The 22,993-nt window shown below is 59.6% G+C and carries 34 protein-coding genes and 1 pseudogene; all 35 read left to right on the forward strand.

The window, feature by feature from the left end; translation table 11 throughout:
- A pseudogene (gene rpsL, locus OU694_RS02820) lies at positions 1 to 83 on the forward strand (30S ribosomal protein S12); the annotation flags it as partial.
- A gap of 21 nt (positions 84 to 104) precedes the next feature.
- A complete protein-coding gene (rpsG, locus tag OU694_RS02825) occupies positions 105 to 575 on the forward strand; it encodes a 30S ribosomal protein S7 (protein WP_308909486.1) in 471 nt (156 codons plus the stop codon).
- A gap of 30 nt (positions 576 to 605) precedes the next feature.
- Positions 606 to 2,684, forward strand: a complete 2,079-nt coding sequence (fusA, locus tag OU694_RS02830) for an elongation factor G (protein ID WP_308909487.1) — start codon at positions 606 to 608, stop codon at positions 2,682 to 2,684.
- A 62-nt stretch (positions 2,685 to 2,746) separates the two neighbouring features.
- Positions 2,747 to 3,937 carry an elongation factor Tu gene (gene tuf, locus OU694_RS02835; RefSeq protein ID WP_308909480.1) on the forward strand — a complete coding sequence of 397 codons (1,191 nt, stop codon included), beginning with the start codon at positions 2,747 to 2,749 and terminating at the stop codon, positions 3,935 to 3,937.
- 86 nt (positions 3,938 to 4,023) lie between these two features.
- The gene (rpsJ, locus tag OU694_RS02840; RefSeq protein ID WP_289505486.1) at positions 4,024 to 4,338 is read left to right on the forward strand and encodes a 30S ribosomal protein S10; all 315 of its coding nucleotides are present in this window, start codon (positions 4,024 to 4,026) and stop codon (positions 4,336 to 4,338) included.
- Positions 4,339 to 4,343: 5 nt separating this feature from the next.
- The gene (rplC, locus tag OU694_RS02845) at positions 4,344 to 5,090 is read left to right on the forward strand and encodes a 50S ribosomal protein L3 (protein ID WP_353507375.1); all 747 of its coding nucleotides are present in this window, start codon (positions 4,344 to 4,346) and stop codon (positions 5,088 to 5,090) included.
- A 5-nt stretch (positions 5,091 to 5,095) separates the two neighbouring features.
- The gene (gene rplD / locus OU694_RS02850; protein ID WP_308909488.1) at positions 5,096 to 5,716 is read left to right on the forward strand and encodes a 50S ribosomal protein L4; all 621 of its coding nucleotides are present in this window, start codon (positions 5,096 to 5,098) and stop codon (positions 5,714 to 5,716) included.
- Positions 5,713 to 6,006 (forward strand): 50S ribosomal protein L23, encoded by a 294-nt coding sequence (locus tag OU694_RS02855; protein ID WP_289505489.1) that lies wholly within the window; start codon positions 5,713 to 5,715, stop codon positions 6,004 to 6,006. Before rplD ends, OU694_RS02855 begins: the two co-directional genes overlap by 4 nt.
- Before the next feature lie 2 nt (positions 6,007 to 6,008).
- The gene (rplB, locus tag OU694_RS02860; RefSeq protein ID WP_289505492.1) at positions 6,009 to 6,848 is read left to right on the forward strand and encodes a 50S ribosomal protein L2; all 840 of its coding nucleotides are present in this window, start codon (positions 6,009 to 6,011) and stop codon (positions 6,846 to 6,848) included.
- Between the two features lie 12 nt (positions 6,849 to 6,860).
- Positions 6,861 to 7,139 (forward strand): 30S ribosomal protein S19, encoded by a 279-nt coding sequence (gene rpsS / locus OU694_RS02865; RefSeq protein ID WP_289505494.1) that lies wholly within the window; start codon positions 6,861 to 6,863, stop codon positions 7,137 to 7,139.
- 62 nt (positions 7,140 to 7,201) lie between these two features.
- Entirely contained in the window at positions 7,202 to 7,522 is a 321-nt protein-coding gene (gene rplV, locus OU694_RS02870; RefSeq protein ID WP_373460242.1) for a 50S ribosomal protein L22, read from the forward strand.
- Complete coding sequence (gene rpsC / locus OU694_RS02875) at positions 7,522 to 8,217, forward strand: 30S ribosomal protein S3 (protein WP_308909489.1); 696 nt, start codon at positions 7,522 to 7,524, stop codon at positions 8,215 to 8,217. Before rplV ends, rpsC begins: the two co-directional genes overlap by 1 nt.
- Positions 8,218 to 8,250: 33 nt before the next feature.
- Entirely contained in the window at positions 8,251 to 8,661 is a 411-nt protein-coding gene (gene rplP, locus OU694_RS02880; protein ID WP_308909490.1) for a 50S ribosomal protein L16, read from the forward strand.
- A gap of 20 nt (positions 8,662 to 8,681) precedes the next feature.
- Positions 8,682 to 8,870: a 50S ribosomal protein L29 gene (rpmC, locus tag OU694_RS02885; RefSeq protein WP_289505498.1), complete on the forward strand. Its 189-nt coding sequence runs from the start codon at positions 8,682 to 8,684 to the stop codon at positions 8,868 to 8,870.
- A gap of 10 nt (positions 8,871 to 8,880) precedes the next feature.
- Complete coding sequence (gene rpsQ / locus OU694_RS02890) at positions 8,881 to 9,117, forward strand: 30S ribosomal protein S17 (RefSeq protein ID WP_289505499.1); 237 nt, start codon at positions 8,881 to 8,883, stop codon at positions 9,115 to 9,117.
- 46 nt (positions 9,118 to 9,163) lie between these two features.
- A complete protein-coding gene (gene rplN / locus OU694_RS02895; protein WP_289505500.1) occupies positions 9,164 to 9,532 on the forward strand; it encodes a 50S ribosomal protein L14 in 369 nt (122 codons plus the stop codon).
- On the forward strand, positions 9,532 to 9,849 hold the full coding sequence (rplX, locus tag OU694_RS02900; protein ID WP_289505501.1) for a 50S ribosomal protein L24: 318 nt from the start codon (positions 9,532 to 9,534) through the stop codon (positions 9,847 to 9,849). The genes rplN and rplX overlap by 1 nt, the downstream gene beginning before the upstream one ends.
- Positions 9,842 to 10,393, forward strand: coding sequence for a 50S ribosomal protein L5 (gene rplE, locus OU694_RS02905; RefSeq protein WP_353507376.1), 552 nt, complete (start codon positions 9,842 to 9,844; stop codon positions 10,391 to 10,393). Before rplX ends, rplE begins: the two co-directional genes overlap by 8 nt.
- Before the next feature lie 22 nt (positions 10,394 to 10,415).
- Positions 10,416 to 10,721, forward strand: coding sequence for a 30S ribosomal protein S14 (gene rpsN / locus OU694_RS02910; protein ID WP_308909491.1), 306 nt, complete (start codon positions 10,416 to 10,418; stop codon positions 10,719 to 10,721).
- A gap of 12 nt (positions 10,722 to 10,733) precedes the next feature.
- On the forward strand, positions 10,734 to 11,132 hold the full coding sequence (gene rpsH / locus OU694_RS02915; protein ID WP_289505503.1) for a 30S ribosomal protein S8: 399 nt from the start codon (positions 10,734 to 10,736) through the stop codon (positions 11,130 to 11,132).
- Positions 11,133 to 11,155: 23 nt separating this feature from the next.
- A complete protein-coding gene (rplF, locus tag OU694_RS02920; RefSeq protein ID WP_308909492.1) occupies positions 11,156 to 11,689 on the forward strand; it encodes a 50S ribosomal protein L6 in 534 nt (177 codons plus the stop codon).
- Positions 11,690 to 11,701: 12 nt separating this feature from the next.
- Positions 11,702 to 12,058, forward strand: coding sequence for a 50S ribosomal protein L18 (rplR, locus tag OU694_RS02925; RefSeq protein WP_289505505.1), 357 nt, complete (start codon positions 11,702 to 11,704; stop codon positions 12,056 to 12,058).
- Between the two features lie 25 nt (positions 12,059 to 12,083).
- Positions 12,084 to 12,659: a 30S ribosomal protein S5 gene (gene rpsE, locus OU694_RS02930; protein ID WP_308909493.1), complete on the forward strand. Its 576-nt coding sequence runs from the start codon at positions 12,084 to 12,086 to the stop codon at positions 12,657 to 12,659.
- Between the two features lie 6 nt (positions 12,660 to 12,665).
- Positions 12,666 to 12,854 (forward strand): 50S ribosomal protein L30, encoded by a 189-nt coding sequence (gene rpmD / locus OU694_RS02935; RefSeq protein ID WP_308909494.1) that lies wholly within the window; start codon positions 12,666 to 12,668, stop codon positions 12,852 to 12,854.
- Between the two features lie 24 nt (positions 12,855 to 12,878).
- Entirely contained in the window at positions 12,879 to 13,334 is a 456-nt protein-coding gene (gene rplO / locus OU694_RS02940; RefSeq protein WP_308909495.1) for a 50S ribosomal protein L15, read from the forward strand.
- Between the two features lie 52 nt (positions 13,335 to 13,386).
- Complete coding sequence (gene secY / locus OU694_RS02945) at positions 13,387 to 14,718, forward strand: preprotein translocase subunit SecY (protein ID WP_308909496.1); 1,332 nt, start codon at positions 13,387 to 13,389, stop codon at positions 14,716 to 14,718.
- Complete coding sequence (locus OU694_RS02950; RefSeq protein WP_308909497.1) at positions 14,715 to 15,362, forward strand: adenylate kinase; 648 nt, start codon at positions 14,715 to 14,717, stop codon at positions 15,360 to 15,362. Before secY ends, OU694_RS02950 begins: the two co-directional genes overlap by 4 nt.
- A gap of 111 nt (positions 15,363 to 15,473) precedes the next feature.
- Positions 15,474 to 15,842: a 30S ribosomal protein S13 gene (gene rpsM / locus OU694_RS02955; protein WP_308909498.1), complete on the forward strand. Its 369-nt coding sequence runs from the start codon at positions 15,474 to 15,476 to the stop codon at positions 15,840 to 15,842.
- Positions 15,843 to 15,900: 58 nt separating this feature from the next.
- Positions 15,901 to 16,290: a 30S ribosomal protein S11 gene (gene rpsK / locus OU694_RS02960; RefSeq protein ID WP_289505511.1), complete on the forward strand. Its 390-nt coding sequence runs from the start codon at positions 15,901 to 15,903 to the stop codon at positions 16,288 to 16,290.
- Positions 16,291 to 16,368: 78 nt separating this feature from the next.
- Positions 16,369 to 17,385, forward strand: coding sequence for a DNA-directed RNA polymerase subunit alpha (locus OU694_RS02965; protein WP_373460190.1), 1,017 nt, complete (start codon positions 16,369 to 16,371; stop codon positions 17,383 to 17,385).
- A gap of 95 nt (positions 17,386 to 17,480) precedes the next feature.
- Positions 17,481 to 17,906 (forward strand): 50S ribosomal protein L17, encoded by a 426-nt coding sequence (gene rplQ, locus OU694_RS02970; RefSeq protein ID WP_308909499.1) that lies wholly within the window; start codon positions 17,481 to 17,483, stop codon positions 17,904 to 17,906.
- 166 nt (positions 17,907 to 18,072) lie between these two features.
- A complete protein-coding gene (locus OU694_RS02975) occupies positions 18,073 to 19,203 on the forward strand; it encodes a GGDEF domain-containing protein (RefSeq protein ID WP_308909500.1) in 1,131 nt (376 codons plus the stop codon).
- 87 nt (positions 19,204 to 19,290) lie between these two features.
- Positions 19,291 to 20,784: a DegQ family serine endoprotease gene (locus OU694_RS02980; RefSeq protein ID WP_308909501.1), complete on the forward strand. Its 1,494-nt coding sequence runs from the start codon at positions 19,291 to 19,293 to the stop codon at positions 20,782 to 20,784.
- A 12-nt stretch (positions 20,785 to 20,796) separates the two neighbouring features.
- The gene (locus OU694_RS02985; protein ID WP_308909502.1) at positions 20,797 to 22,122 is read left to right on the forward strand and encodes a replication-associated recombination protein A; all 1,326 of its coding nucleotides are present in this window, start codon (positions 20,797 to 20,799) and stop codon (positions 22,120 to 22,122) included.
- The gene (locus tag OU694_RS02990; protein WP_308909503.1) at positions 22,119 to 22,988 is read left to right on the forward strand and encodes a hypothetical protein; all 870 of its coding nucleotides are present in this window, start codon (positions 22,119 to 22,121) and stop codon (positions 22,986 to 22,988) included. Before OU694_RS02985 ends, OU694_RS02990 begins: the two co-directional genes overlap by 4 nt.
- Positions 22,989 to 22,993: the final 5 nt, after the last annotated feature.

Here is a 22,993-nt window from a genome sequence, read left to right on the forward strand (position 1 = left end):
TTCTGCGCGGTGTCCTTGATACGCAAGGCGTGTCGGCCCGTCGTCAGGGCCGTTCGAAATACGGCGCGAAGCGTCCGAAATAAGGTCGAGAGAGGAATACCGCAATGTCTCGTCGTCATAGTGCAGAAAAGCGCCAGGTTCTTCCCGATCCCAAGTTCGGTGATATCGTCCTGGTGAAATTCATGAACAGCCTCATGCTGGATGGTAAGAAATCCACCGCTGAACGCATCGTCTATGGTGCCCTCGAGAAAGTCGAGAGCCGTGCCAAGAGCGATCCGCTGGTGCTGTTCCACGAAGCTCTCGATAACGTAAAGCCGGCCATCGAGGTCCGTTCCCGCCGTGTTGGTGGTGCGACGTACCAGGTTCCGGTCGAAGTGCGTTCGGACCGCAGCCAGGCGCTGGCCATTCGCTGGCTCATCGCTGCTGCTCGCAAGCGCAACGAAACCACGATGGTTGACCGCCTGTCGGGCGAGCTTCTGGATGCCGCCAACAACCGTGGCGCTGCCGTGAAGAAGCGTGAAGACACGCACCGCATGGCAGAGGCCAACAAGGCCTTCTCGCATTATCGCTGGTAATCAGTAAGATCGTTCAAGGAAATCCAATCCATGGCACGCAAATCCCCCCTGGATCGTTACCGTAACATCGGTATCATGGCGCACATCGACGCCGGCAAAACCACCACGACCGAGCGTATTCTCTATTACACCGGCCGTAGCCACAAAATCGGCGAAGTGCACGATGGTGCTGCTACCATGGACTGGATGGAGCAGGAGCAAGAGCGCGGTATCACCATTACCTCGGCTGCTACCACCTGCTTCTGGAAAGATCACCGCATCAACATCATCGACACCCCCGGCCACGTTGACTTCACGATTGAAGTAGAGCGTAGCCTGCGGGTGCTCGATGGTGCTGTTGCCGTATTTGACTCGGTTGCCGGCGTTGAGCCGCAGTCCGAGACCGTATGGCGTCAGGCTGACAAATACCACGTTCCGCGCATGTGCTTCGTCAACAAGATGGACCGTATGGGCGCGAACTTCGAGCGTTGCGTCGACATGATCGTCAAGCGCCTCGGCGCCAAGCCGCTCGTCATCCAGCTGCCGATCGGCGCTGAAAGCGAGTATGAAGGCCTGATCGACCTCATCAAGATGAAAGAGGTTATCTGGAAGGGCGAAGACCTCGGTGCGTCGTTCGAATATATCGATATTCGCGACAGCCTGAAGGACAAAGCTGCCCAGGCGCGTCAGGACATGATCGAGCTTGCAGTCGAAGCCGACGAAGCCCTGATGGAAAAATACCTCGAAGGCGAGGAAATCTCGGAAGAAGAACTGCTTGCTGTTATCCGCAAGGGTACCTGCGACCTGCTGTTCGTTCCGGTCCTCAACGGTACCGCGTTCAAGAACAAGGGCGTTCAGCCGCTCCTCGACGCCGTTATCGCCTTCATGCCGAGCCCGGTTGACGTTCCTGCCATCCGCGGTATCGACCCCAAAGACGACAGCGAGATCAAGCGCAAGTCGTCGGACGACGAGCCCTTCTCGGCTCTCGCCTTCAAGATCATGAACGACCCCTTCGTGGGCTCGCTCACCTTCGCCCGCATCTATTCCGGCGTTCTCGAAGCTGGCACCCAGGTGACCAACTCGGTGAAAGGCCACAAGGAAAAGATCGGCCGTATGCTTGAAATGCATGCGAACAACCGTGAAGACGTGAAAGAAGCCCGCGCAGGTGACATCGTTGCTCTCGCCGGCCTCAAGAACACCACCACCGGTGACACCCTCTGTGCCAACAACTCGATCGTTGTTCTCGAGCGCATGGAATTCCCGGATCCGGTTATCGAAGTGGCCGTTGAGCCGAAGTCGAAAGCCGATCAGGAAAAGATGGGCCTCGCCCTCAACCGTCTGGCTCAGGAAGATCCGTCGTTCCGCGTGAAGTCGGACGAAGAATCGGGCCAGACCGTGATCGCCGGCATGGGCGAACTGCACCTCGAGATCATCGTTGACCGCATGCGTCGCGAATTCAAGGTCGAGTGCAACGTGGGCGCCCCGCAGGTTGCCTACCGCGAAACCTTCGCCAAGGAAGTCGAGCTCGACTACACCCACAAGAAACAGTCGGGTGGTTCGGGTCAGTTCGGCCGCGTGAAGATCGTTGTTGCACCGGGCGAGCGTGGTTCGGGCTTCATCTTCAAGGACGAAATCAAGGGCGGTTCGATCCCTCGCGAATATATCCCGGCTGTTGAATCGGGCATCAAGGACGTTGCCGAAAGCGGCGCGCTCATTGGCTTCCCGATCATCGACTTCTCGGTCCGCCTGATCGACGGTGCCTACCACGACGTTGACTCGAGCGCTCTCGCGTTCGAAATCGCCGGTCGCGGTGCAGCCCGTGAAGCGGCCCAGAAAGCCGGCATCAAGCTTCTCGAGCCGATGATGAAAGTTGAAGTCGTGACCCCCGACGAATATGTCGGCGACGTCATCGGCGACCTCAACCGCCGTCGCGGCCAGATCCAGGGCTCGGAAACCCGTGGTCCTGCAACGGTTGTCAACGCGATGGTTCCCCTCGCGAACATGTTCGGTTATGTGAACGACCTGCGTTCGTTCAGCCAGGGCCGCGCTCAGTTCTCGATGGTGTTCGATCACTATGCTGACGTACCGGCTCACGTTGCTGACGAACTGAAAACGAAGCTCGCGGGCTAAGAACAACAATAACCGGAACTAATTATGGATCCCCGACAAGGGGCCGATAGAAAGGGTTTAAAATGGCTAAGGCTAAATTTGAGCGGACCAAACCGCACTGCAACATTGGTACGATTGGTCACGTTGACCATGGCAAGACGACGCTGACGGCTGCGATCACGAAAGTGCTTGCAGAGACCGGCGGCGCGGCGTTCATGGACTATGCGAACATCGACAAGGCTCCGGAAGAGCGCGAGCGTGGCATCACGATCTCGACGGCTCACGTTGAGTATGAGACGCCTGCGCGTCACTATGCGCACGTAGATTGCCCGGGCCACGCTGACTATGTGAAGAACATGATCACCGGTGCGGCGCAGATGGACGGCGCGATCCTCGTTGTGAACGCTGCTGACGGCCCGATGCCGCAGACCCGCGAGCACATCCTGCTTGCCCGTCAGGTTGGTGTACCGGCGCTTGTTGTTTACATGAACAAGGTCGACCAGGTTGACGACGAAGAGCTCCTGGAGCTCGTCGAGATGGAAATCCGTGAGCTTCTGTCGGCTTACGACTTCCCGGGCGACGACATTCCGGTTGTCAAGGGTTCGGCGCTTGCCGCTCTCGAAGGCCGTGACGACAATATCGGTAAAGACTCGATCAAGGCTCTGATGGACGCTGTTGACAGCTACATCCCGCAGCCCGAGCGCGCCATCGACGGTGCCTTCCTGATGCCGGTTGAGGACGTGTTCTCGATCTCGGGTCGTGGTACGGTTGTGACCGGCCGCGTCGAGCGTGGCATCGTGAAGGTCGGCGAAGAGATCGAAATCGTCGGTATCCGCGACACCCAGAAGTCGGTTGTGACCGGCGTCGAAATGTTCCGCAAGCTGCTCGACCAGGGCCAGGCTGGCGACAACATCGGTGCACTGCTGCGTGGTATCGGCCGTGAAGACGTCGAGCGTGGCCAGGTTCTGGCACACCCCGGCACGATCAAGCCGCACACCCAGTTCACGGCAGAGACCTATATCCTGTCGAAAGAAGAAGGTGGCCGTCACACGCCGTTCTTCGCCAACTATCGTCCGCAGTTCTACTTCCGTACGACGGACGTGACCGGCACCATCGCCCTGCCTGAAGGCACCGAGATGGTGATGCCGGGTGACAACATCACCCTGACGGTCGAACTGATCGCGCCGATCGCCATGGACGAAGGCCTCCGCTTCGCTATCCGCGAAGGCGGCCGTACCGTCGGTGCAGGCGTTGTCGCGAAGATCCTGAAGTAAGTAAGGGTCGTCCCTAAACAAAAAAGCCAATGGTGGCATGTAATGGCGCCGGCCTGAAAACCGGCGCCCTCTTATAGGAAAGAAAAATGGACGCGCAAAACATTCGCATCCGCCTTAAAGCTTTCGATCACCGTGTCCTGGACCAGGCCACGGGTGAGATCGCTGCAACGGCGAAGCGCACCGGCGCCCTGGTACGTGGGCCGATCCCGCTGCCGACCAAGATCGAGAAGTTCACGGTTCTCCGTGGGCCGCACATCGATAAGAAGTCGCGCGAGCAGTTCGAAATGCGTACGCACAAGCGCCTTCTGGATATTGTTGACCCGACTCCGCAGACCGTGGACGCGCTGATGAAGCTCGACCTCGCGGCTGGCGTTGACGTCGAGATCAAGCTTCAGGGGTAAGCCACATGCGTACTGGTCTGATTGCCAAAAAACTGGGCATGACCCGTATCTTCGACGAAGCGGGCATGCATGTGCCGGTCACCGTCCTCCAGATCGAGAATCTGCAGGTCGTTGCCCAGCGCACCAATGAAAAAGACGGCTACACGGCACTGCAACTCGGTGTCGGTACCCGTAAAGTGAAAAACGTCTCGAAAGCCATGCGCGGTCACTTCGCGAAGGCCGAAGTTGACGCCAAGATGAAAGTTGCAGAATTCCGCGTGAGCGAAGACTGCCTCGTGGACGTCGGTGCCGAAATCACCGCCGAACACTTCATCAAGGGCCAACTCGTCGATGTTGTCGGTACCTCGAAAGGTAAAGGCTTCGCCGGCGTTATGAAGCGTCACAACTTCGGTGGTCTGCGTGCGTCGCACGGCGTGTCGGTCTCGCACCGCTCGCATGGTTCGACTGGTCAGTGCCAGGACCCGGGTCGGGTCTTCAAAGGCAAGAAAATGGCCGGTCACCTCGGTGACGTCCGTACCACTGTGCAGAACCTGACGGTTGTTGAAGCCCGCGCTGAGGAAGGTCTCCTCCTCGTGAAGGGCGGCGTGCCGGGTGCGAAGGGTAACTGGGTGTTCATTTCGGACGCCGTTAAAGTTGCTCTGCCCGAGGGCGTGCCGACGCCGGCAGCAGTTCGTGTCGCTGCAGTGGCTGAAGCTGAAGTTCCGGCAAGCGAAGCTGTTGAAGCTCCTGCTGCCGAAAGCAATGAGGAATAAGGGTCATGAAGACGAATGTTCTGACTCTTGACGCCAAAAAAGCTGGCGACGTCGATCTGAACGACGCCATCTTCGGCGTAGACCCGCGTGCAGACATCCTGCACCGTGTCGTCACCTGGCAGCTCGCGAAGCGCCGTGCGGGGACCCATGCGGTTCTCTTCCGCTCGGAAATCTCGCGCACGACCAAGAAATTCGGCAAGCAAAAAGGCGGTGGCGGTGCTCGTCACGGCTCGCGCAAGTCGAACATCTGGGTGGGCGGTGCCCGCGCGTTTGGCCCGATCCCCCGCGATCATGGCTTCGACCTGCCGAAAAAGATCCGCAAGCTTGGCCTGAAGTGCGCTCTGAGCGCGAAACAGGCTGCTGGCAAACTCATCGTTGTCGACAGCGTTGAGATGACCGAAGGCAAAACCAAGGCTCTCGTCGAGAAACTCGGCAAACTGAACCTTGCAAACGCCCTCTTCATCGACGGTGCCGAGGTGAATGCCAACTTCAAGCTCGCTGCTTCGAACATCCCCAACATCGACGTGCTGCCGAGCCAGGGCGCGAACGTATACGACATCCTTCGTCGTGACACGCTCGTCCTCACGAAAGCAGCTGTTGCTAACCTCGAGGAGCGTCTGAAATGAGCGATATCAATCATTACGACGTAATCGTCAGCCCGGTTATCACCGAGAAGGCGACCTTGGGCGCAGAGAACAACCAGGTGACCTTCAAGGTTGCCATCGACGCCACCAAGCCGCAAATCAAGGCGGCCGTAGAGGCGCTCTTTGGCAAGAAGGTCGAAAAGGTCAACACGCTTCGCCAGGAAGGCAAAGTGAAACGTTTCCGCGGTGTAACCGGCAAACGCGCCGAGTACAAAAAAGCGATCGTTACACTTGCTGCCGGCGAAAGCCTTGATGTGACGGCGGGGATCTAACGATGGCACTTAAATCATATCGTCCAGTGACCCCGTCCCAGCGTGGGCTTGTCCTCGTCAGCCGTGAAGGCCTGCACAAGGGCAAGCCGGTCAAGGCGCTGACCGAGGGTCTCACCAAGTCGGGTGGTCGCAACAACACCGGCCGCATCACCGCGTTCACCCGCGGCGGTGGCCACAAGCGTACCTACCGCATGATCGACTTCAAACGCACGAAGTGGGACATGACCGCTACCGTGGAACGGCTCGAATACGATCCGAACCGCACTGCGTTCATCGCACTCGTGAAGTATGAAGACGGTGAACTGTCCTACATCCTGGCGCCGCAGCGCCTGGCTCCGGGCGACGTTATTGTCGCCGGCGAGAAAGTGGACGTGAAGCCGGGCAACTGCATGCCGCTCATGAACATGCCCGTTGGCACCATCATCCACAATGTGGAGATGAAGCCGGGCAAGGGTGGCCAGATCGCTCGTTCCGCTGGCACTTATGCCCAGCTGATCGGTCGTGACCGCGGTTATGCCCAGATTCGCCTGTCGTCGGGTGAGGTTCGCCTCGTTCGCGGTGAGTGCGTCGCCACCATCGGCGCCGTATCGAACCCGGACAACCAGAACCAGACCCTGGCAAAAGCCGGTCGCAGCCGTTGGCTGGGCCGTCGTCCGAGCGTCCGTGGCGTTGCCATGAACCCGATCGATCACCCGCATGGTGGTGGTGAGGGTCGTACCTCGGGTGGTCGTCACCCTGTCACTCCGTGGGGCAAACCCACGAAGGGCAAGAAGACCCGCTCGAACAAGGCTTCGGACAAGTACATTCTCCGCTCGCGCCACGAGCGCAAAGCCAAGCGCTAAGGAGTCATCGATATGGCACGTTCTGTTTGGAAAGGTCCGTTCGTTGATCTTCACCTGATGAAAAAGGTGGAAGGCGCTCAGGCCGGCGGCAAAGGCGGGGTGATCAACACCTGGTCGCGTCGTTCTACCATTCTGCCGAACTTCGTCGGTCTGACGTTCAACGTCTACAACGGCCAGAAGTTCATTCCGGTCTATGTCACTGAAGACATGGTCGGTCACAAGCTGGGTGAATTCGCTCCGACGCGGACCTACTATGGTCACGCTGCGGACAAGAAAGCCAAGAGGAAGTAACCGTGGGTAAAGAAGCAGCAAAACGCCGTCTGGCGGATAACGAAGCTGTAGCTACCGCTACCATGCTTCGCGGCTCGCCCCAGAAACTGAATCTGGTGGCTGCCAGCATTCGCGGCATGAAAGTGGAAAAGGCTCTGGCGACGCTTACGTTCAGCCCGCGCCGTTCCGCGATCGACGTGAAGAAATGTCTGCAATCGGCAATCGCCAATGCAGAGAACAACCATAACCTGGATGTGGATAGCCTCGTGGTGGCGGAAGCCACTGTCGGTAAAGCCCTGGTCATGAAGCGCTTCCGCGCCCGTGCCCGTGGTCGCGTCGGCAAGATCATGAAGCCGTTCAGCCGTCTGCGCATTGTTGTGCGTGAAGTTGAGGAGCAAGCATAATGGGTCAGAAGGTAAGCCCCGTAGGTCTGCGCCTCGGCGTTAACCGCACCTGGGATTCGCGCTGGTTTGCAGATCGCGGCGAATATGCCGGTCTGCTGCACGAAGACCTGAAAATTCGCGCGTTCGTCTTCAAGGAACTGTCGCAAGCTGGCATTTCCAAAGTTGTCATCGAACGTCCGGCCAAGAAGTGCCGCGTGACCATCTACTCGGCTCGTCCGGGTGTGATCATCGGCAAGAAGGGCGCCGACATCGAGAAGCTGCGTCAGAAGATCGCCAAGTTCACGGCATCTGACGTCAGCCTCAACATTGTCGAAGTCCGCAAGCCGGAAATCGATGCGAAGCTGATCGCCGACAACATCGCCCAGCAGCTGGAACGCCGTGTGGCTTTCCGTCGCGCCATGAAACGTTCGGTCCAGAGCGCGATGCGCCTTGGCGCCGGCGGGATCCGGATCAATTGCGGTGGTCGCCTTGGCGGCGCCGAGATTGCCCGGACCGAATGGTACCGCGAAGGCCGCGTGCCGTTGCACACCCTGCGTGCCGATATCGACTATGGCACTGCCGAAGCCAAGACTGCCTATGGCATCTCGGGCATCAAGGTTTGGGTGTTCAAAGGCGAGATCATGGAACACGACCCGATGGCGCATGAGCGCCGGGCTAACGAAGCCCAACAGTCGGGCGGTCCGTCGCGCCGCTAAGGCCGACGGGATCAGGAATAGGAAGCACACACCATGTTGCAACCGAAACGTACAAAGTTCCGGAAAGCCCACAAGGGCCGCATCCACGGCAATGCCAAGGGCGGAACTGCACTCAACTTCGGTGAATTCGGCCTCAAGGCAACTGCCCCCGGCCGCGTCACCGCCCGTCAAATCGAAGCCGCCCGCCGTGCTCTGACCCGTCACATGAAGCGTCAGGGCAAGGTCTGGATCCGTATCTTCCCGGATGTGCCCGTGTCGTCGAAACCGACCGAGGTCCGGATGGGTAAAGGTAAGGGTTCGCCCGAATACTGGGCCTGCCGTGTGAAACCCGGCCGGGTCATGTTCGAGGTGGACGGTGTATCTGAAGAGATCGCGCGTGGCGGTTTCGAACGTGCAGCTGCCAAGCTGCCGATCGGTACCCGCATCGTGACTCGCATGCTGTAATCCGAACGGAGTGAATCGAAATGAAGGCAACTGATCTTCGGTCCAAGTCGCAAAGCGAGCTCCGTGAGGAGCTTGCAGGCCTGAAAAAAGAGCAGCTCAACCTGCGCTTCCAGGCTGCGGCCGGCCAACTTGAAAACACGGCCCGTGTCCGTGAAGTCCGTCGCGATATCGCGCGGATTCGCACGGTTCTCGGCCAGACTGAGGCGTAAGGAGAAACCCATGCCTAAGCGTATCCTGCAAGGGACCGTGGTCTCCAACAAAGGCGACAAAACTGTCGTCGTGAGCGTTGAACGTCGTTTCCGTCATCCTTTGCTTGACAAAATTGTTCGCCGCTCTAAGAAGTACCACGCTCATGATGAGGGCAACCTGGTTCAGGTTGGTGACGTCGTTCGCATCGAAGAATGCCGTCCGATCTCAAAATTGAAGTGCTGGAAAGTGATCGGCGGTGAGGCGTAAGCCTCACCGTCCACTTATTTTGCTGTAACGAAGAAGGGTTAACCCCATGATTCAAATGCAAACGAACCTCGACGTGGCCGATAACTCCGGGGCCAAGAGGGTGCAGTGCATTAAGGTCCTTGGTGGATCTAAACGCAAGACGGCCGGGGTAGGCGACATCATCGTCGTCTCCGTTAAGGAAGCGATCCCGCGGGGTCGTGTGAAGAAGGGTGACGTGCACCGCGCCGTCATCGTTCGCACTGCGAAAGAAGTGCGTCGCCCGGATGGCACCACCATCCGTTTCGACCGCAATGCCGCAGTGATCGTAGACAAGAAACACGAGCCGGTCGGCACCCGTATCTTCGGGCCGGTGGTTCGTGAGCTGCGTGCGAAGCAGCACATGAAGATCATCTCGCTTGCTCCGGAGGTGTTGTAATGGCCGCGAAACTTAAAACTGGCGACAAAGTCGTCGTCATGGCCGGCAAGGACAAGGGCAAGCGCGGCGAAATCACCAGCGTGAACCCGAAAGAGGGCCGTGCTGTTGTTCAGGGTGTCAACCTTGTGAAGCGTCACCAGCGCCCGACCCAGGTCGCAGCTGGCGGCATCATCACCAAGGAAGCGCCGATCGCTCTGTCGAACCTCATGATCGAGGATCCGAAGGACGGCGCCCCGACCCGTGTTGGTTTCAAAGTTCTCGAGGACGGCCGCAAGGTCCGCTTTGCGAAAAAGTCCGGGGAGATGATCGATGGCTAAGGCTATGCCGCGTCTTCGCAAACAGTATGAAGACACCGTCCGTGCTTCGCTCGTAGAGCAGTTCGGCTACAAAAACCCGATGCAGGTTCCGAAACTGGACAAGATCGTCATCAACGTTGGTGTTGGTGAAGCTGTCCAGGACAAGAAGAAGGTCGAGAAGGTCGCCGAGGAAATCGGTCTGATCGCCGGTCAGAAGCCTGTCATCACCAAAGCTCGCAAATCGATCGCAGGCTTCAAGCTTCGCGAAGAGATGCCGATTGGTGTGAAGGTCACTCTGCGTGCCGAGCGCATGTATGAGTTCCTCGATCGTCTCATCACCATCGCACTGCCCCGCGTTCGTGACTTCCAGGGCGTAAACCCGAAGTCGTTCGACGGCCGTGGCAACTATGCGATGGGCCTGAAGGAACAACTGGTGTTCCCCGAGATCTCGTACGACAAGGTCGACGACGTTCGCGGTATGGACATCATCATCTGCACCACGGCCGAGACCGATGACGAAGCGCGTGCGCTTCTCAAAGGTTTCCAGATGCCGTTCAAGGCATAACGGCCGTCAGGAGGTTTTTGATATGGCTAAGAAAAGCGCCATCAACAAGAACGCCCACCGGGCGAAACTTGTGGCGAAATACGCTGCCAAGCGCGCTGCGCTGAAGGCCCAGGTCTATGACAAGACCACGGGTGAAGACGAACGCTGGATGGCCGCGCTGAAACTCGCTGCCCTGCCGCGTAACGGCGCTCGTACCCGCCTTCGCAACCGTTGCGAAGTGACCGGTCGTCCGCGTGGTGTCTATCGTAAATTCAAGATGTCCCGTATCTCGCTGCGTGAGCTTGGCTCCGCAGGCAAGATCCCGGGCATCGTGAAGTCCAGCTGGTAAGGAGGGCTCAACATGTCGATGACTGATCCTATCGGCGATATGCTGACCCGTATCCGTAACGGTCTGCAAGCTCGCAAGAACGTCGTCAAGACGCCGGCTTCGAAAACTCGTGAGCGCATCCTCGATGTGCTGACGCGCGAAGGTTATATCCGTGGCTACAGCCGCACCGATCTCGACAATAACAAGGCCGAGATCGTGATCGAGCTGAAGTATTTCGAAGGCGAACCGGTGATCCGTACGATCAACCGCGTCTCGAAGCCCGGCCGCCGCGTGTACAGCTCGGTGGGTGATCTGCCGCGCGTTCACAATGGTCTCGGTATTTCGATCGTTTCCACGCCGAAAGGCGTGCTCTCCGACGCAGAAGCGCGTGAGCACAATGTGGGCGGCGAAGTACTCTGCACCGTGTTCTAAGTCGACAAGGAAGGGAAAGAACGATGTCCCGTATCGGTAAAAAGCCTGTGGAGATCCCGTCGGGCGTGACCGTTTCCTTGAACGGCACGGACCTGACGGTGAAGGGCCCGAAGGGCGAGCTCGCGATGAGCTTCGTTCCTGAAGTCTCCGTTACCAAAGAAGACAACTCGATCACCGTACTGCCGGTGAACGACACGAAACGTGCTCGCTCCATGTGGGGTATGCAGCGCACGATGGTTTCGAACCTGATGACCGGTGTGACCCAGGGTTACAGCCGCAAGCTCGAAATCACCGGCGTTGGTTACCGCGCGGCGATGAAAGGCGCGAACCTCAATCTGCAACTCGGCTTCAGCCATGACGTCGAGTTCCCGGTGCCCCAGGGCATCAAGATCGAGACGCCCGATCAGACCACGATCATTGTGTCGGGGATCGACAAGCAGCTGGTTGGTGAGACCGCTGCGAAGATCCGTGAATACCGGAAACCCGAGCCCTACAAAGGCAAGGGGATCAAGTATGAAGGTGAATATATCTTCCGCAAGGAAGGTAAGAAGAAATAATAGGTGGCATGAATGGCTTCTAAAGATAAACTCTTTGAAAAGCGCCGTCAGCGTAACCGGACTCAACTTCGCAAGAAGAGTGCCGGGCGGCCGCGCCTTTCTGTCCACCGTACCAACCAGCATATCTATGCTCAGGTCATCGACGATGTGAAGGGTGCAACGCTTGCCGCTGCCTCGACCATCGAAGCGGATCTGCGCGCAGGTAGCACCTCGAACAAAGAGGCTGCCACCAAGGTTGGTCAACTGATTGCCGAGCGTGCCAAAGCTGCTGGCGTCTCCTCCGTCGTGTTCGACCGCGGCGCTTTCCTGTACCACGGCCGTATTCAGGCCTTGGCGGAAGCGGCGCGCGAAGGCGGCCTGGATTTCTAAGGCTCGATGAAGGAAAGGATGTCCAATGGCACGCCCTGAACGCAATCGCGAAGAAAGCGAACTCGTTGAAAAGCTGGTCCACATCAACCGTGTGGCCAAAGTGGTTAAAGGTGGCCGTCGTTTCGGCTTCGCAGCCCTCGTTGTCGTCGGTGACGGCCGTGGCCGCGTAGGCTTCGGCAACGGCAAGGCTCGCGAGGTTCCCGAAGCGATCCGCAAAGCTACCGAAGCTGCTAAAAAGAACATGATCCGTGTTCCGCTCCGGGATGCACGCACGCTCCATCACGACATTCATGGTCGTCATGGCGCAGGCAAAGTGCTCCTTCGTACCGCCGCAGCTGGTACCGGCATCATCGCCGGTGGCCCGATGCGCGCCGTGTTCGAAGCCCTCGGGGTGCAGGACGTTGTGACCAAGTCGCAAGGTTCGACGAACCCCTACAACATGGTGCGGGCTACGATCGATGCTCTCGGTCGTCAGAACTCCCCCCGTCAGATCGCTGCGAAGCGTGGCAAGAAAGTTGCCGAGATCGTAGCGCGTCGCGAGGGTGTTAAAGCCGGTGCCGACGAAGCTGCGCTCGCTGACGGCGACGCTAACGCGGAGTAATGTTCGATGGCTGCTAAGAAAAAGACCGTCAAGGTAACGCAGATCGCCAGCGCGATCCGCCGCACCGACGACCAGCTGGCCACCCTCAAGGGGCTCGGCCTCAACAAGATGCATCGTACGCGTGAGCTGGAAGATACCCCGGCTGTTCGCGGGATGATCAACAAGGTGCACCACCTGGTGCGCGTTGAAGACTAACCCGAAACGCGTGGAGAGACAGAGATGAAACTCAATGAACTGCGCGATAACGACGGCGCCCGCACCTCGCGGTTCCGTGTCGGTCGCGGTATCGGTTCCGGCAAGGGCAAGACCTCCGGTTCCGGTGTGAAGGGTCAGAAATCACGTTCCGGCGTGGCGATCAACGGTTTCGAGGGCGGTCAGATGCCCATCTACCGTCGTCTGCCGAAGCGTGGCTTCACCTCGCTGAACAAAGTGGTCTACGAAGTTGTCAACATCGGCCGTCTGCAAAAGGCGATCGATGCAGGCAAAGTCGATGCCAAGGCCCCGATTACTGCTGACGTACTGGCCCAGGCCGGCGTCATCAGCCGCATCGGCAATGGCGTTCGTCTGCTCGCCAAGGGCGAACTGAAAGCCAAAGTCGACATCACGGTCACCGGTGCTTCCAAAGCAGCCGTTGAAGCCGTGGAAAAAGCCGGCGGCAAGGTTACCGTTGCCTGATCTCAGGCAACGGTTTTTCTTCCCCTTTCTCCTGGCCTGGAGTTCGTGATTTATGGCATCCGCTGCTGAACAACTGGCGGCCAATCTTAGCTTGTCCTCGTTCGGCAAGGCCGAAGAGCTGAAAAAGCGGATCTGGTTCGCTCTCGGTGCACTCATTGTGTACCGTCTCTGCACCTATGTACCCCTCCCGGGGATCGACGGCGAGGCGCTTGCGCGCATGTTCGCCAGTCTGTCGGGTGGGTTCCTCGACATGGTCAACACCTTCTCGGGCGGTGCAGTGCAGCGGATGTCGATCATCACGCTCGGGATCATGCCGTATATTTCGGCATCGATCATCGTGCAGCTCCTGACCACGATGAGCCCGTCGCTTGCTGCCCTCAAAAAGGAAGGCGAGCAGGGCCGGAAGAAGATCAACCAGTATACCCGTATGGGCACGGTGGCGCTGACGCTCGTTCAGGGTTACGCCGTGGCCACGGGTCTTGAAGGTCAGGCCGGTGTCGTTGTCGATCCGGGCTGGTTCTTCCGTATCACGACCGTGATCACGCTCCTTGGCGGCACCATGTTCCTCATGTGGCTTGGCGAGCAGATCACCCAGCGCGGTATCGGCAACGGTATCTCGCTCATCATCTTCGCCGGTATCATTGCCGAACTGCCGGGCACGCTTGCCCAGGCCTTCGAGCTGAACCGTGCGGGCTCGATGTCCCTTGCCGTGCTGCTGGCGCTCCTTGTCGGTGCTGCCGCGCTCATCTGGTTCATCGTGCTTTGCGAACGCGCCCAGCGCCGTGTCATCATCCAGTATCCCAAGCGCCAGCACGGCAACCGCGTGATCCAGGGCGACAAGTCGCACCTGCCGATCAAGCTGAACGTGTCGGGCGTCATTCCGCCGATCTTTGCAAGCTCGCTTCTGATCATGCCGCTGACTGTTGCCGGCTTCTATCAGTCGAGCGGTGCCGAGTGGCTGACCACGATGACCTCGCTCCTGGGTGTCGGTCGTCCGCTGCACGTCGCGCTTTATGTGCTGCTGATCGTCTTCTTCTGCTTCTTCTACACGACCGTCCAGTTCAACCCTGAAGATACGGCCGAGAATCTGAAGAAGCACGGCGGCTTCATTCCGGGCATCCGTCCGGGCAAGCGCACCGCCGAATATCTCGATTATGTACTGACCCGCCTCACCGTGATCGGCTCGGCCTATCTGTCGCTCGTCTGCGTTATTCCTGAAATCCTGATGAGCCAGGCCGCTGTTCCCTTCTATCTCGGCGGTACGAGCCTTCTGATTGTTGTCAACGTGACCATGGATACTGTAAGCCAGATCCACAGCCATCTGATGGCACAACAGTATGAGGGCCTTCTGAAGAAAGCCCGGCTCAAGGGAGGCCGTCGTTGATTATCATTCTTTTCGGTCCGCCGGGCGCGGGCAAGGGGACCCAGGCGCAGCGCATCGAAAAGGAACGCGGCCTCGTGCAGCTCTCCACCGGTGACATGCTGCGCGCCGCTGTGGGCGCCGGCACCGAGATGGGCAAGCGCGCCAAGGAAAAGATGGACGCCGGCCAGCTCGTCTCTGACGATATCGTGATCGGCATCATCCGCGACCGTATCCGCGAAGACGATTGCAAGAATGGTTTCATCCTCGATGGCTTCCCGCGCACCGTGGCGCAGGCCGAAGCGCTGGATGTGATGCTGAAAGAGCAGGGGCTGAAGCTCGATCATGTGGTCGAGATGCGCGTGGACGACAAGGTCCTCGCCGACCGGATCGCCGGCCGCTATTCCTGCGCGAAATGCAATGAAGGTTACCACGACACCGCCAAGAAGCCGAAGGTGGAAGGCGTGTGTGATGTGTGTGGCGGTACCGAGTTTACCCGCCGCAAGGACGACAATCGTGAGACGGTGGCCAAGCGCCTGGAGGCATATTATGCCGACACCGCACCGGTCCTGCCTTACTACGAAAAATCGGGCATCCTTTCGGTGGTGGACGGCATGGCCGCCATCAGCGAAGTGGCCGCTCAGATCGACGCGGTTTTGGCCGCGTAAAAAACTGTCGGCAGGCGGTTGACGTTTGGGGGTTTCTACCTATAATCCCCGGCTTCAACACGTCTGGCGATTCGTAGCTAGAACGTGAACTGAATTAATGGAGAAAAGGTCGTGGCGCGTATTGCAGGCGTTAACATTCCGACCAACAAACGGGTCGAGATCGCACTGACCTACATTCACGGTATTGGTGATAACTTCGCCAAGGAAATCTGCGCGAAGCTGAATTTCCCCCGTGAGCGTCGGGTTGCTGAACTGACGGATGCTGAAGTCATTCAGATCCGTGAACTGATCGACGAAAACTACACCGTGGAAGGTGACCTTCGTCGTGAAGTTGCGATGAACATCAAGCGGCTGATGGACCTGAAGACCTACCGTGGTCTCCGTCACCGTAACAAACTGCCGGTACGTGGTCAGCGTACCCATACGAACGCTCGCACCCGCAAGGGCAAGGCGGTCGCTATTGCCGGCAAGAAGAAATAATCACTGAAGTTTTAGGGTATCGCCGTTTAGGGCTCCCCGAATATAGGGCTTGATTGAGATGGCTAAAGAACCGAACCGCATTAAACGCCGCGAACGTAAGAATATTACGAACGGCGTTGCGCACGTGAACGCATCGTTCAACAACACCATGATCACCATCAGCGACGTACAGGGTAATGCGATCTCCTGGTCGTCCGCTGGGATGATGGGTTTCAAAGGCTCCCGTAAGTCTACTCCGTACGCTGCCCAGATGGCTGCGGAAGACGCCGGCCGCAAGGCGCAGGAACACGGTGTGAAGTCGCTTGAAGTAGAAGTCAAAGGCCCCGGCGCTGGCCGCGAGTCCGCTCTGCGCGCGCTGCAGACCATTGGCTTCGTTATCACTTCGATCCGCGACGTTACGCCGATCCCGCACAACGGCTGCCGCCCGCCGAAGCGTCGCCGCGTCTGACGACTGGCGTACGTTCTAGAGAGTATTGGCACGAATCCTTTGGCGCCATCCGGCGCCAATCACTCGCGAGGTCATATCGTGATCCAGAAAAACTGGCAGGAACTGATTAAACCCAACGGCTTGTCCATCGAATCGGGTGCAGACCCGCTTCGCAAGGCGAAGCTCGTTGTCGAACCGCTCGAGCGTGGCTACGGCATGACGCTCGGCAACGCACTGCGTCGTGTGCTGCTGTCGTCGCTGCAAGGCGGTGCGGTCACCAGCGTCCAGATCGAAGGCGTGCTCCATGAGTTCTCGTCGGTTCCGGGTGTGCGTGAAGACGTCACGGACATTGTGCTCAACATCAAGCAGATGCCGGTGCGTGTCCTTTCGGACGGCGTGAAGCGCCTGCACCTCACCGCGTCGGGCCCGGGCGAAGTTCGCGCCGGCCAGATCAGCGAAGTTGCCGATGTCGAGATCCTCGACAAGGACCTCGTGATCTGCCACCTCGACGACGGCGCGACCCTCAACATGGAACTGGCAGTTTCGAGCGGCAAGGGCTATGTCCCGGCCGACCGCAACCGTCCGGAAGACGCTCCGATCGGTCTTATCCCGGTTGACGCGCTCTACAGCCCTGTGAAGAAGGTCAGCTACAAGGTCGAGAATACCCGGGAGGGCCAGATTCTCGATTATGACAAGCTTTCGATGGAAATCGAAACGGACGGCACGATCACTCCTGAAGATGCACTGGCTTTCGCCGCTCGCATCCTGCAGGACCAGCTGCATGTCTTCATCAATTTCGACGAGCCGGAAGAAAGCGTTGCAACGGACGAGGATTCGGAACCCGAAATCAATCGTCAGCTGCTGCGCAAGGTCGACGAACTGGAACTCAGCGTCCGTTCGGCAAACTGCCTGAAGAACGACAATATCGTCTATATCGGCGATCTCGTTCAGAAGACCGAAGCCGAAATGCTGCGTACCCCGAACTTCGGCCGCAAGTCGCTCAACGAAATCAAGGAAGTTCTCGCCTCGATGGGCCTCCGTCTCGGCATGGAACTCCCGGCCTGGCCGCCTGAGAATATCGAAGAGCTGGCCAAGAAACTCGAACAAGAGTACTGAAACCCTCCCCTCGTGTAGGGGACGCCTCCCGGTACTATGCCCTGGCTTGACCTGCCAGGGCGCAAGGCCGGAAAGGTTAATCAAGGAGACGCACCATGCGCCACAATATGTCCGGTCGTAAACTCAATCGTACCTCGAGCCACCGTAAAGCCCTGTTCATGAACCTGGCCCAGGCGCTCGTGAAGCACGAACAGATCATCACCACGCTGCCGAAAGCCAAGGATCTCGCTCCCATCGTCGAGAAACTCATCAGCCTCGGCAAAAAAGGTGGTCTTGCCAACCGTCGTCTGGCGATCGCTCGCCTGCAGGACGAAGTGCTTGTTTCGAAGCTGTTCGGTGAAATCGCCGACCGCTACAAAGAGCGCAACGGCGGCTACACCCGTGTTCTGAAAGCCGGTTTCCGTCATGGCGACAACGCCCCGATGGCTGTGATCGAGCTCGTTGACCGCAACGTGGAAGCCAAGGGTGCCGAAGACCGCGCCCGCGCTGAAGCGGCTGCAGTGGAAGAAGCTGCAGAATAAGCTGCACTGCGGCATTGATCTGAAGTTCAAAACGGCGCACCTTGCAGGCTGCGCCGTTTTCCTTTTGTGGGGCGGCGTTCCGTGTCCCTTGTAAAGTCAGTATTGGTCTCGAAGAATGATAGGTGCCTGGGTAATCGTTGTAACGGCGGGTGTGACATGCCTGATCATGGCGGCTGTCTTCGCCATCTTCCACCAGTCGGACCCGCACAAGAGCGACGCCTCCGCCTTCTGGGGCTGGGGCTATCTGGTAGGCGCAATCGCCTGGTCGCTTAATGTGATGCGCGATGGCACTCATGGCTCTGTCTTCATCTGGCTCAATAACGCTACCTTCCTCGGCTGTGCCATTCTGCTCAGTTGCGGCATCCATGCCTTCTTCGGGAAGCGGTTGCCGCAAAGGCTTTATATCGCCGCCGCCTTGTTGTGGATGCCGCTTTATACATACGGCCTGATCGACACTGACGCCTATCAAAGCTTTCTCCTGCGGTCGGTGGCCACCGGTGTGTTTGCCGGCATTGTGTTGGCGCAGGCCACCTTCATGGCATTCCGGATGGCGCAGGCACATGGTGACAAGGTTGAATTCGTCACCGCCTGTTTCTATGGCACGCTGGCGCTCATGTGTTTTGCCCTCATCCCGCCCGCCGTGATCGGCATCGGGGGCGGGGACTATTTCAGTTCCGCCAATTTCATCATCCTTTATGTGATCGAACCACCGCTCGTGGTCGGTATCGGCATGTGCTGCGCGCTCATGCTGATGCGCCGGGTGGTGGAGGAACTGAGAAGCCTCGCCGACTGCGACCCGCTGACCGGCCTTCTCAATCGCCGCGGCTTCATGAGCCGCTTCGATACCATTTTCGAAAATGCAGTGGCGCGTGGCGGCGATCTGGCGCTTGTCATCCTTGATATCGACCGTTTCAAGGAAGTGAACAACCGGTTCGGCCACACGGGGGGCGACCGCGTGCTTGTCGAGTTTGCGGATATCCTGCGCGAGCATCTGAAGCCCGGCCAGATTTGCGGCCGTCAGGGCGGGGAAGAGTTCGCGATCCTGTTGCCCGATTGCGGCAACGAGGACGTGCGCGAATTTGTGGAAGCCCTGCGCGCCGATCTGGCAAGCGGGCGTATCGTGATGGATGGCCGTACGGTCAACCTGACCTTCACGACCGGTCACACCACCTATCTTGGCGAGACCACGGCGTTTGAAATGCTGCGGCGAGCTGACGGGCACCTCAACCGTACCCGGCTGGTGGATGAAGCGCGGCGCAGCACCGCCCAGTCGCGTTCCGCCAAGCTGATGGCCTGACTTTCACGCAGTCATCCCTTGAAGCGGCGCCGTCCAGTTGCCATAACATCCTTTGACTTCTTCAGGAACACGCACAAGGACGGATACATGATCGGAAAGATTGGCGCAGGCTTTCTGGCCGCAGGCCTCATGCTGACGGGCACCCCGCTTGCCGCGCAAATGACGGACGAGGCGGAGGCCCCTGCGCCGGCGGCATCTGCTGCGGATGCCGTGCGCGCGGTTCCCCAGTCCCAGATGGAAGTGCAGCTTTCCTACGCCCCGCTTGTGAAAACGGCGGCGCCGGCTGTTGTGAATATCTACACCAAAACAATCGTGAAGGCGCAGCGCCCGGCACTGCTCGATGATCCGCTGTTCCAGCGCTTCTTTGGCGACAAGTTCTCGTTCGGCATGCCGCGCGACAGGGTGCGCGGGTCGCTCGGTTCCGGCGTCATCGTGCGCGCGACCGGCGTGATCGTGACGAACAACCATGTGATCGAAGGCGCCGATGAAATCCAGGTCGTGCTCGCTGACCGCCGCGAATATCCGGCAAAAGTAGTGCTCGCCGACCCCAAGACCGACCTTGCCATCCTGCAGATCGACACGAAGGGCGAAAACCTTCCGGTGCTGCCCATCGCGGATTCGGATGACGTGCAGGTCGGCGATATCGTGCTCGCCATCGGTAACCCCTTCGGGATCGGCCAGACGGTGACAAGCGGCATCGTATCGGCCAACGCGCGCACCCAGCAGGGCATCAGCGATTTCGGCTTCTTCATCCAGACGGACGCCGCCATCAACCCCGGCAACTCGGGCGGTGCGCTCATCGGCATGCACGGCGAACTTCTGGGGATCAACTCGGCGATCTACAGCCGCACCGGCGCCTCGAACGGCATCGGCTTCGCCGTTCCCGCCAATATGGTGAAATCGGTGATCAATGCGGCCCTCAATGAAGGCCAGCTTGCCCGGCCGTGGCTTGGCATCAAGGGCCAGCCGGTGACGGCGGCACTCGCTGAAACGCTGGGGCTGGAGCGCCCGGGCGGCGTGCTTGTCGATTCTGTCTTCCCCGGCGGCCCCGCTGCAAACGGCGGCCTTGTGCCCGGTGACGTGATCCTGGATGTGAACGGCCGTGAAGTGCTGGATGAAGCCGCACTCAATTTCCGCATCGCCACGCTCGAGGACGGTGATACTGCCACGCTCACCGTGCGTCGGGGTGAGGTGGACGAGGCACTGGATGTGAGCCTTTCCCTGCCGCCCGAGGAACCGGCCCGGAATGTGACGCGGCTGACGGGCGGACATCCCTTCCTTGGTGTTACGGTCGGCAACCTGTCGCCACGCTTCAACGAGGAGCTTGGCGTTGATCCGATGGCCAAGGGCGTGATCGTGCTGCAACTGGAGCCGCGCACGGCGGCAGCCCGCTTCCAGTTCCTGGCACCTGGCGACCTGATCCTGTCGATCAATGGCCGTGAGGTCGGCACCGTTTCGGATATCGAACCCGCGCTCGAGGCCGTGGACGAGGCTTACCGGTATCAGGTGCAGCGGCAGGGCCGCGTGCAGGAATGCGAGATTGTGCCCAACCGCAGCTTCCGCTGCGCCATCGTCGGCTGACAGGAGCATTTGATGGGCGACCTGTTCGGTACTGCGGAAGGTGCGGACGCTGCGGCTTCCGCCCATCGCCCGCTTGCCGACAGGCTGCGTCCGACGAAGCTTGAAGACGTTGTGGGGCAGGGGCACCTTGTGGGCCCCGACGGCCCCTTGGGGCGGATGGTGGCCACCGGCCGCATCGGGTCGGTCCTCCTCTGGGGGCCGCCAGGCACCGGCAAAACGACCATCGCGCGGCTCCTTGCCGGCCACGGCGACATGGCGTTCGAGCAGATATCGGCGATCTTTTCGGGCGTTGCCGACCTCAAGAAAGCGTTCGAGGCTGCCCGCATCCGCCGTGCCAACGGGCGCAGCACACTGCTGTTTGTGGACGAGATCCACCGCTTCAACCGGTCGCAGCAGGATGGTTTTCTGCCCTATGTGGAAGACGGCACCGTCACCCTGATCGGCGCGACGACCGAGAACCCGTCGTTCGAGATCAACGGCGCGCTCCTGTCGCGGATGCAGGTGCTGGTGCTGAACCGGCTGGATGATGCGTCCCTCGAAGCGCTTCTGGAGCGCGCTGAAGCCGATCTTGGCAAGCCGCTGCCGGTGGACGCTGACGCGCGAGCCTCCCTGAAGGCGATGGCGGACGGCGACGGGCGGTATCTCCTGAACTGCGTTGAGCGGCTTTATGATCTGGCGGGCGATGCGCCTATCGATACCGCCGGCCTCGCGCGACTCCTCCAGAAGCGGGCGCCAGCCTACGACAAGGACCGCGAAGGCCATTACAATCTGATCTCGGCGCTTCACAAGTCGCTTCGCGGGTCGGACCCCGACGCGGCACTTTACTGGCTAGCCCGGATGTTAACGGGCGGGGAAGACCCCCTTTATATCACCCGCCGCCTGGTGCGTTTCGCGAGCGAGGATGTGGGATTGGCCGATCCCGAGGCGATCCATCAGGCGCTTGCCGCGAAAGACGCCTACGAATTTCTGGGGAGCCCCGAGGGCGAGCTTGCCATCGCGCAGGCGACCCTCTATCTCGCGACCGCCCCGAAGTCTAACGCCGCCTACAAGGCCACCAAAGCCGCCATGCGCTCGGCGCGGGAAACCGGCAGCCTGATGCCGCCCGCCCATATCCTGAATGCGCCGACGAAGCTGATGAAGGATCTGGGCTACGGCAAGGATTACGCCTACGACCACGACACGGCGGCAGGTGTTTCCGGGCAGGATTATTTCCCCGATGACATGGACCGCGAAAGCTTCTACCAGCCCGTGGAACGCGGCTTCGAGCGCGATATACAGAAGCGCCTCGAATATTTCGCCAAGGTCCGCGCCGACTATGCAGCGAAGACAAAGGGATGAGCGGTTTTGCGCGCTTCGTCGGGATCGACTGGTCCGGTGCGAAGGGCGCGCGGTTGAAGGGGCTGGCGGTCGCGGAAGCCGCCTCCGGTTTCGCCGCTCCCGCCCTTGTGAGGGCAGCAGGCGGCAACAACTGGAGCCGCGAGGCGATTGCCGACTTTATCAGCGAGGATCTGACGGCCCGCGAAGGCCGCAGCATCGTCGGTATCGATTCCGCCTTCTCGCTGCCGTTTGTTGATAAGGGACTGTATCTGCCGGGCACCGATCTGCCTGAAATTGCCCTCGACCTTTGGGCAGCGATTGAGGAAGCGTCGCCAGACCCACACTTTTACGGCGGCGGCTTCGTGGATGCGCGCCGGGATCACTATCACCGCGCGTCGGGCAAAGGGGCTGCTTATGAGCGTCGTTTGCGCGTGCCCGAGGTACTTTCGATCAAGGCGGGCCATGGCCCCTGCGAGAGCGTGTTTCACCTGATCGGGCCAAGCCAGGTAGGGATGTCGGGCCTGTCGACCATTCGCATGCTGCACCGGCTGCGCGGTGTGCCGGGGATCGCCATCTGGCCGTTTGACGGGCCTGCCACCATCGCCGAAGCCAAGGTCGTGATTGTCGAGATTTACTGTGGTGCTTTCGCGCGCATGGGCGGGCACAAGGGCAAGTTCCGCACCCGCGAGCAAATCGATTCCGCGCTTCTCACGCTGAACAGTTATCCGCTTGTGGGCGACCAGCCGCCCATGGATGACAATGCGGCGGACGCCCTTGTTACAGCGGCTGGCCTCCGTCATATCGCCCATCAGCCGAAATACTGGAATCCGCCGGGGCTTTCGGATAGGGTGCGCGCCACCGAAGGCTGGATATTCGGCGTAGTTTGAAGGAA

This window comes from Pseudokordiimonas caeni (assembly GCF_026719705.1).
GTDB classification, from domain to species: Bacteria; Pseudomonadota; Alphaproteobacteria; order Sphingomonadales; family Kordiimonadaceae; genus Gimibacter; species Gimibacter caeni.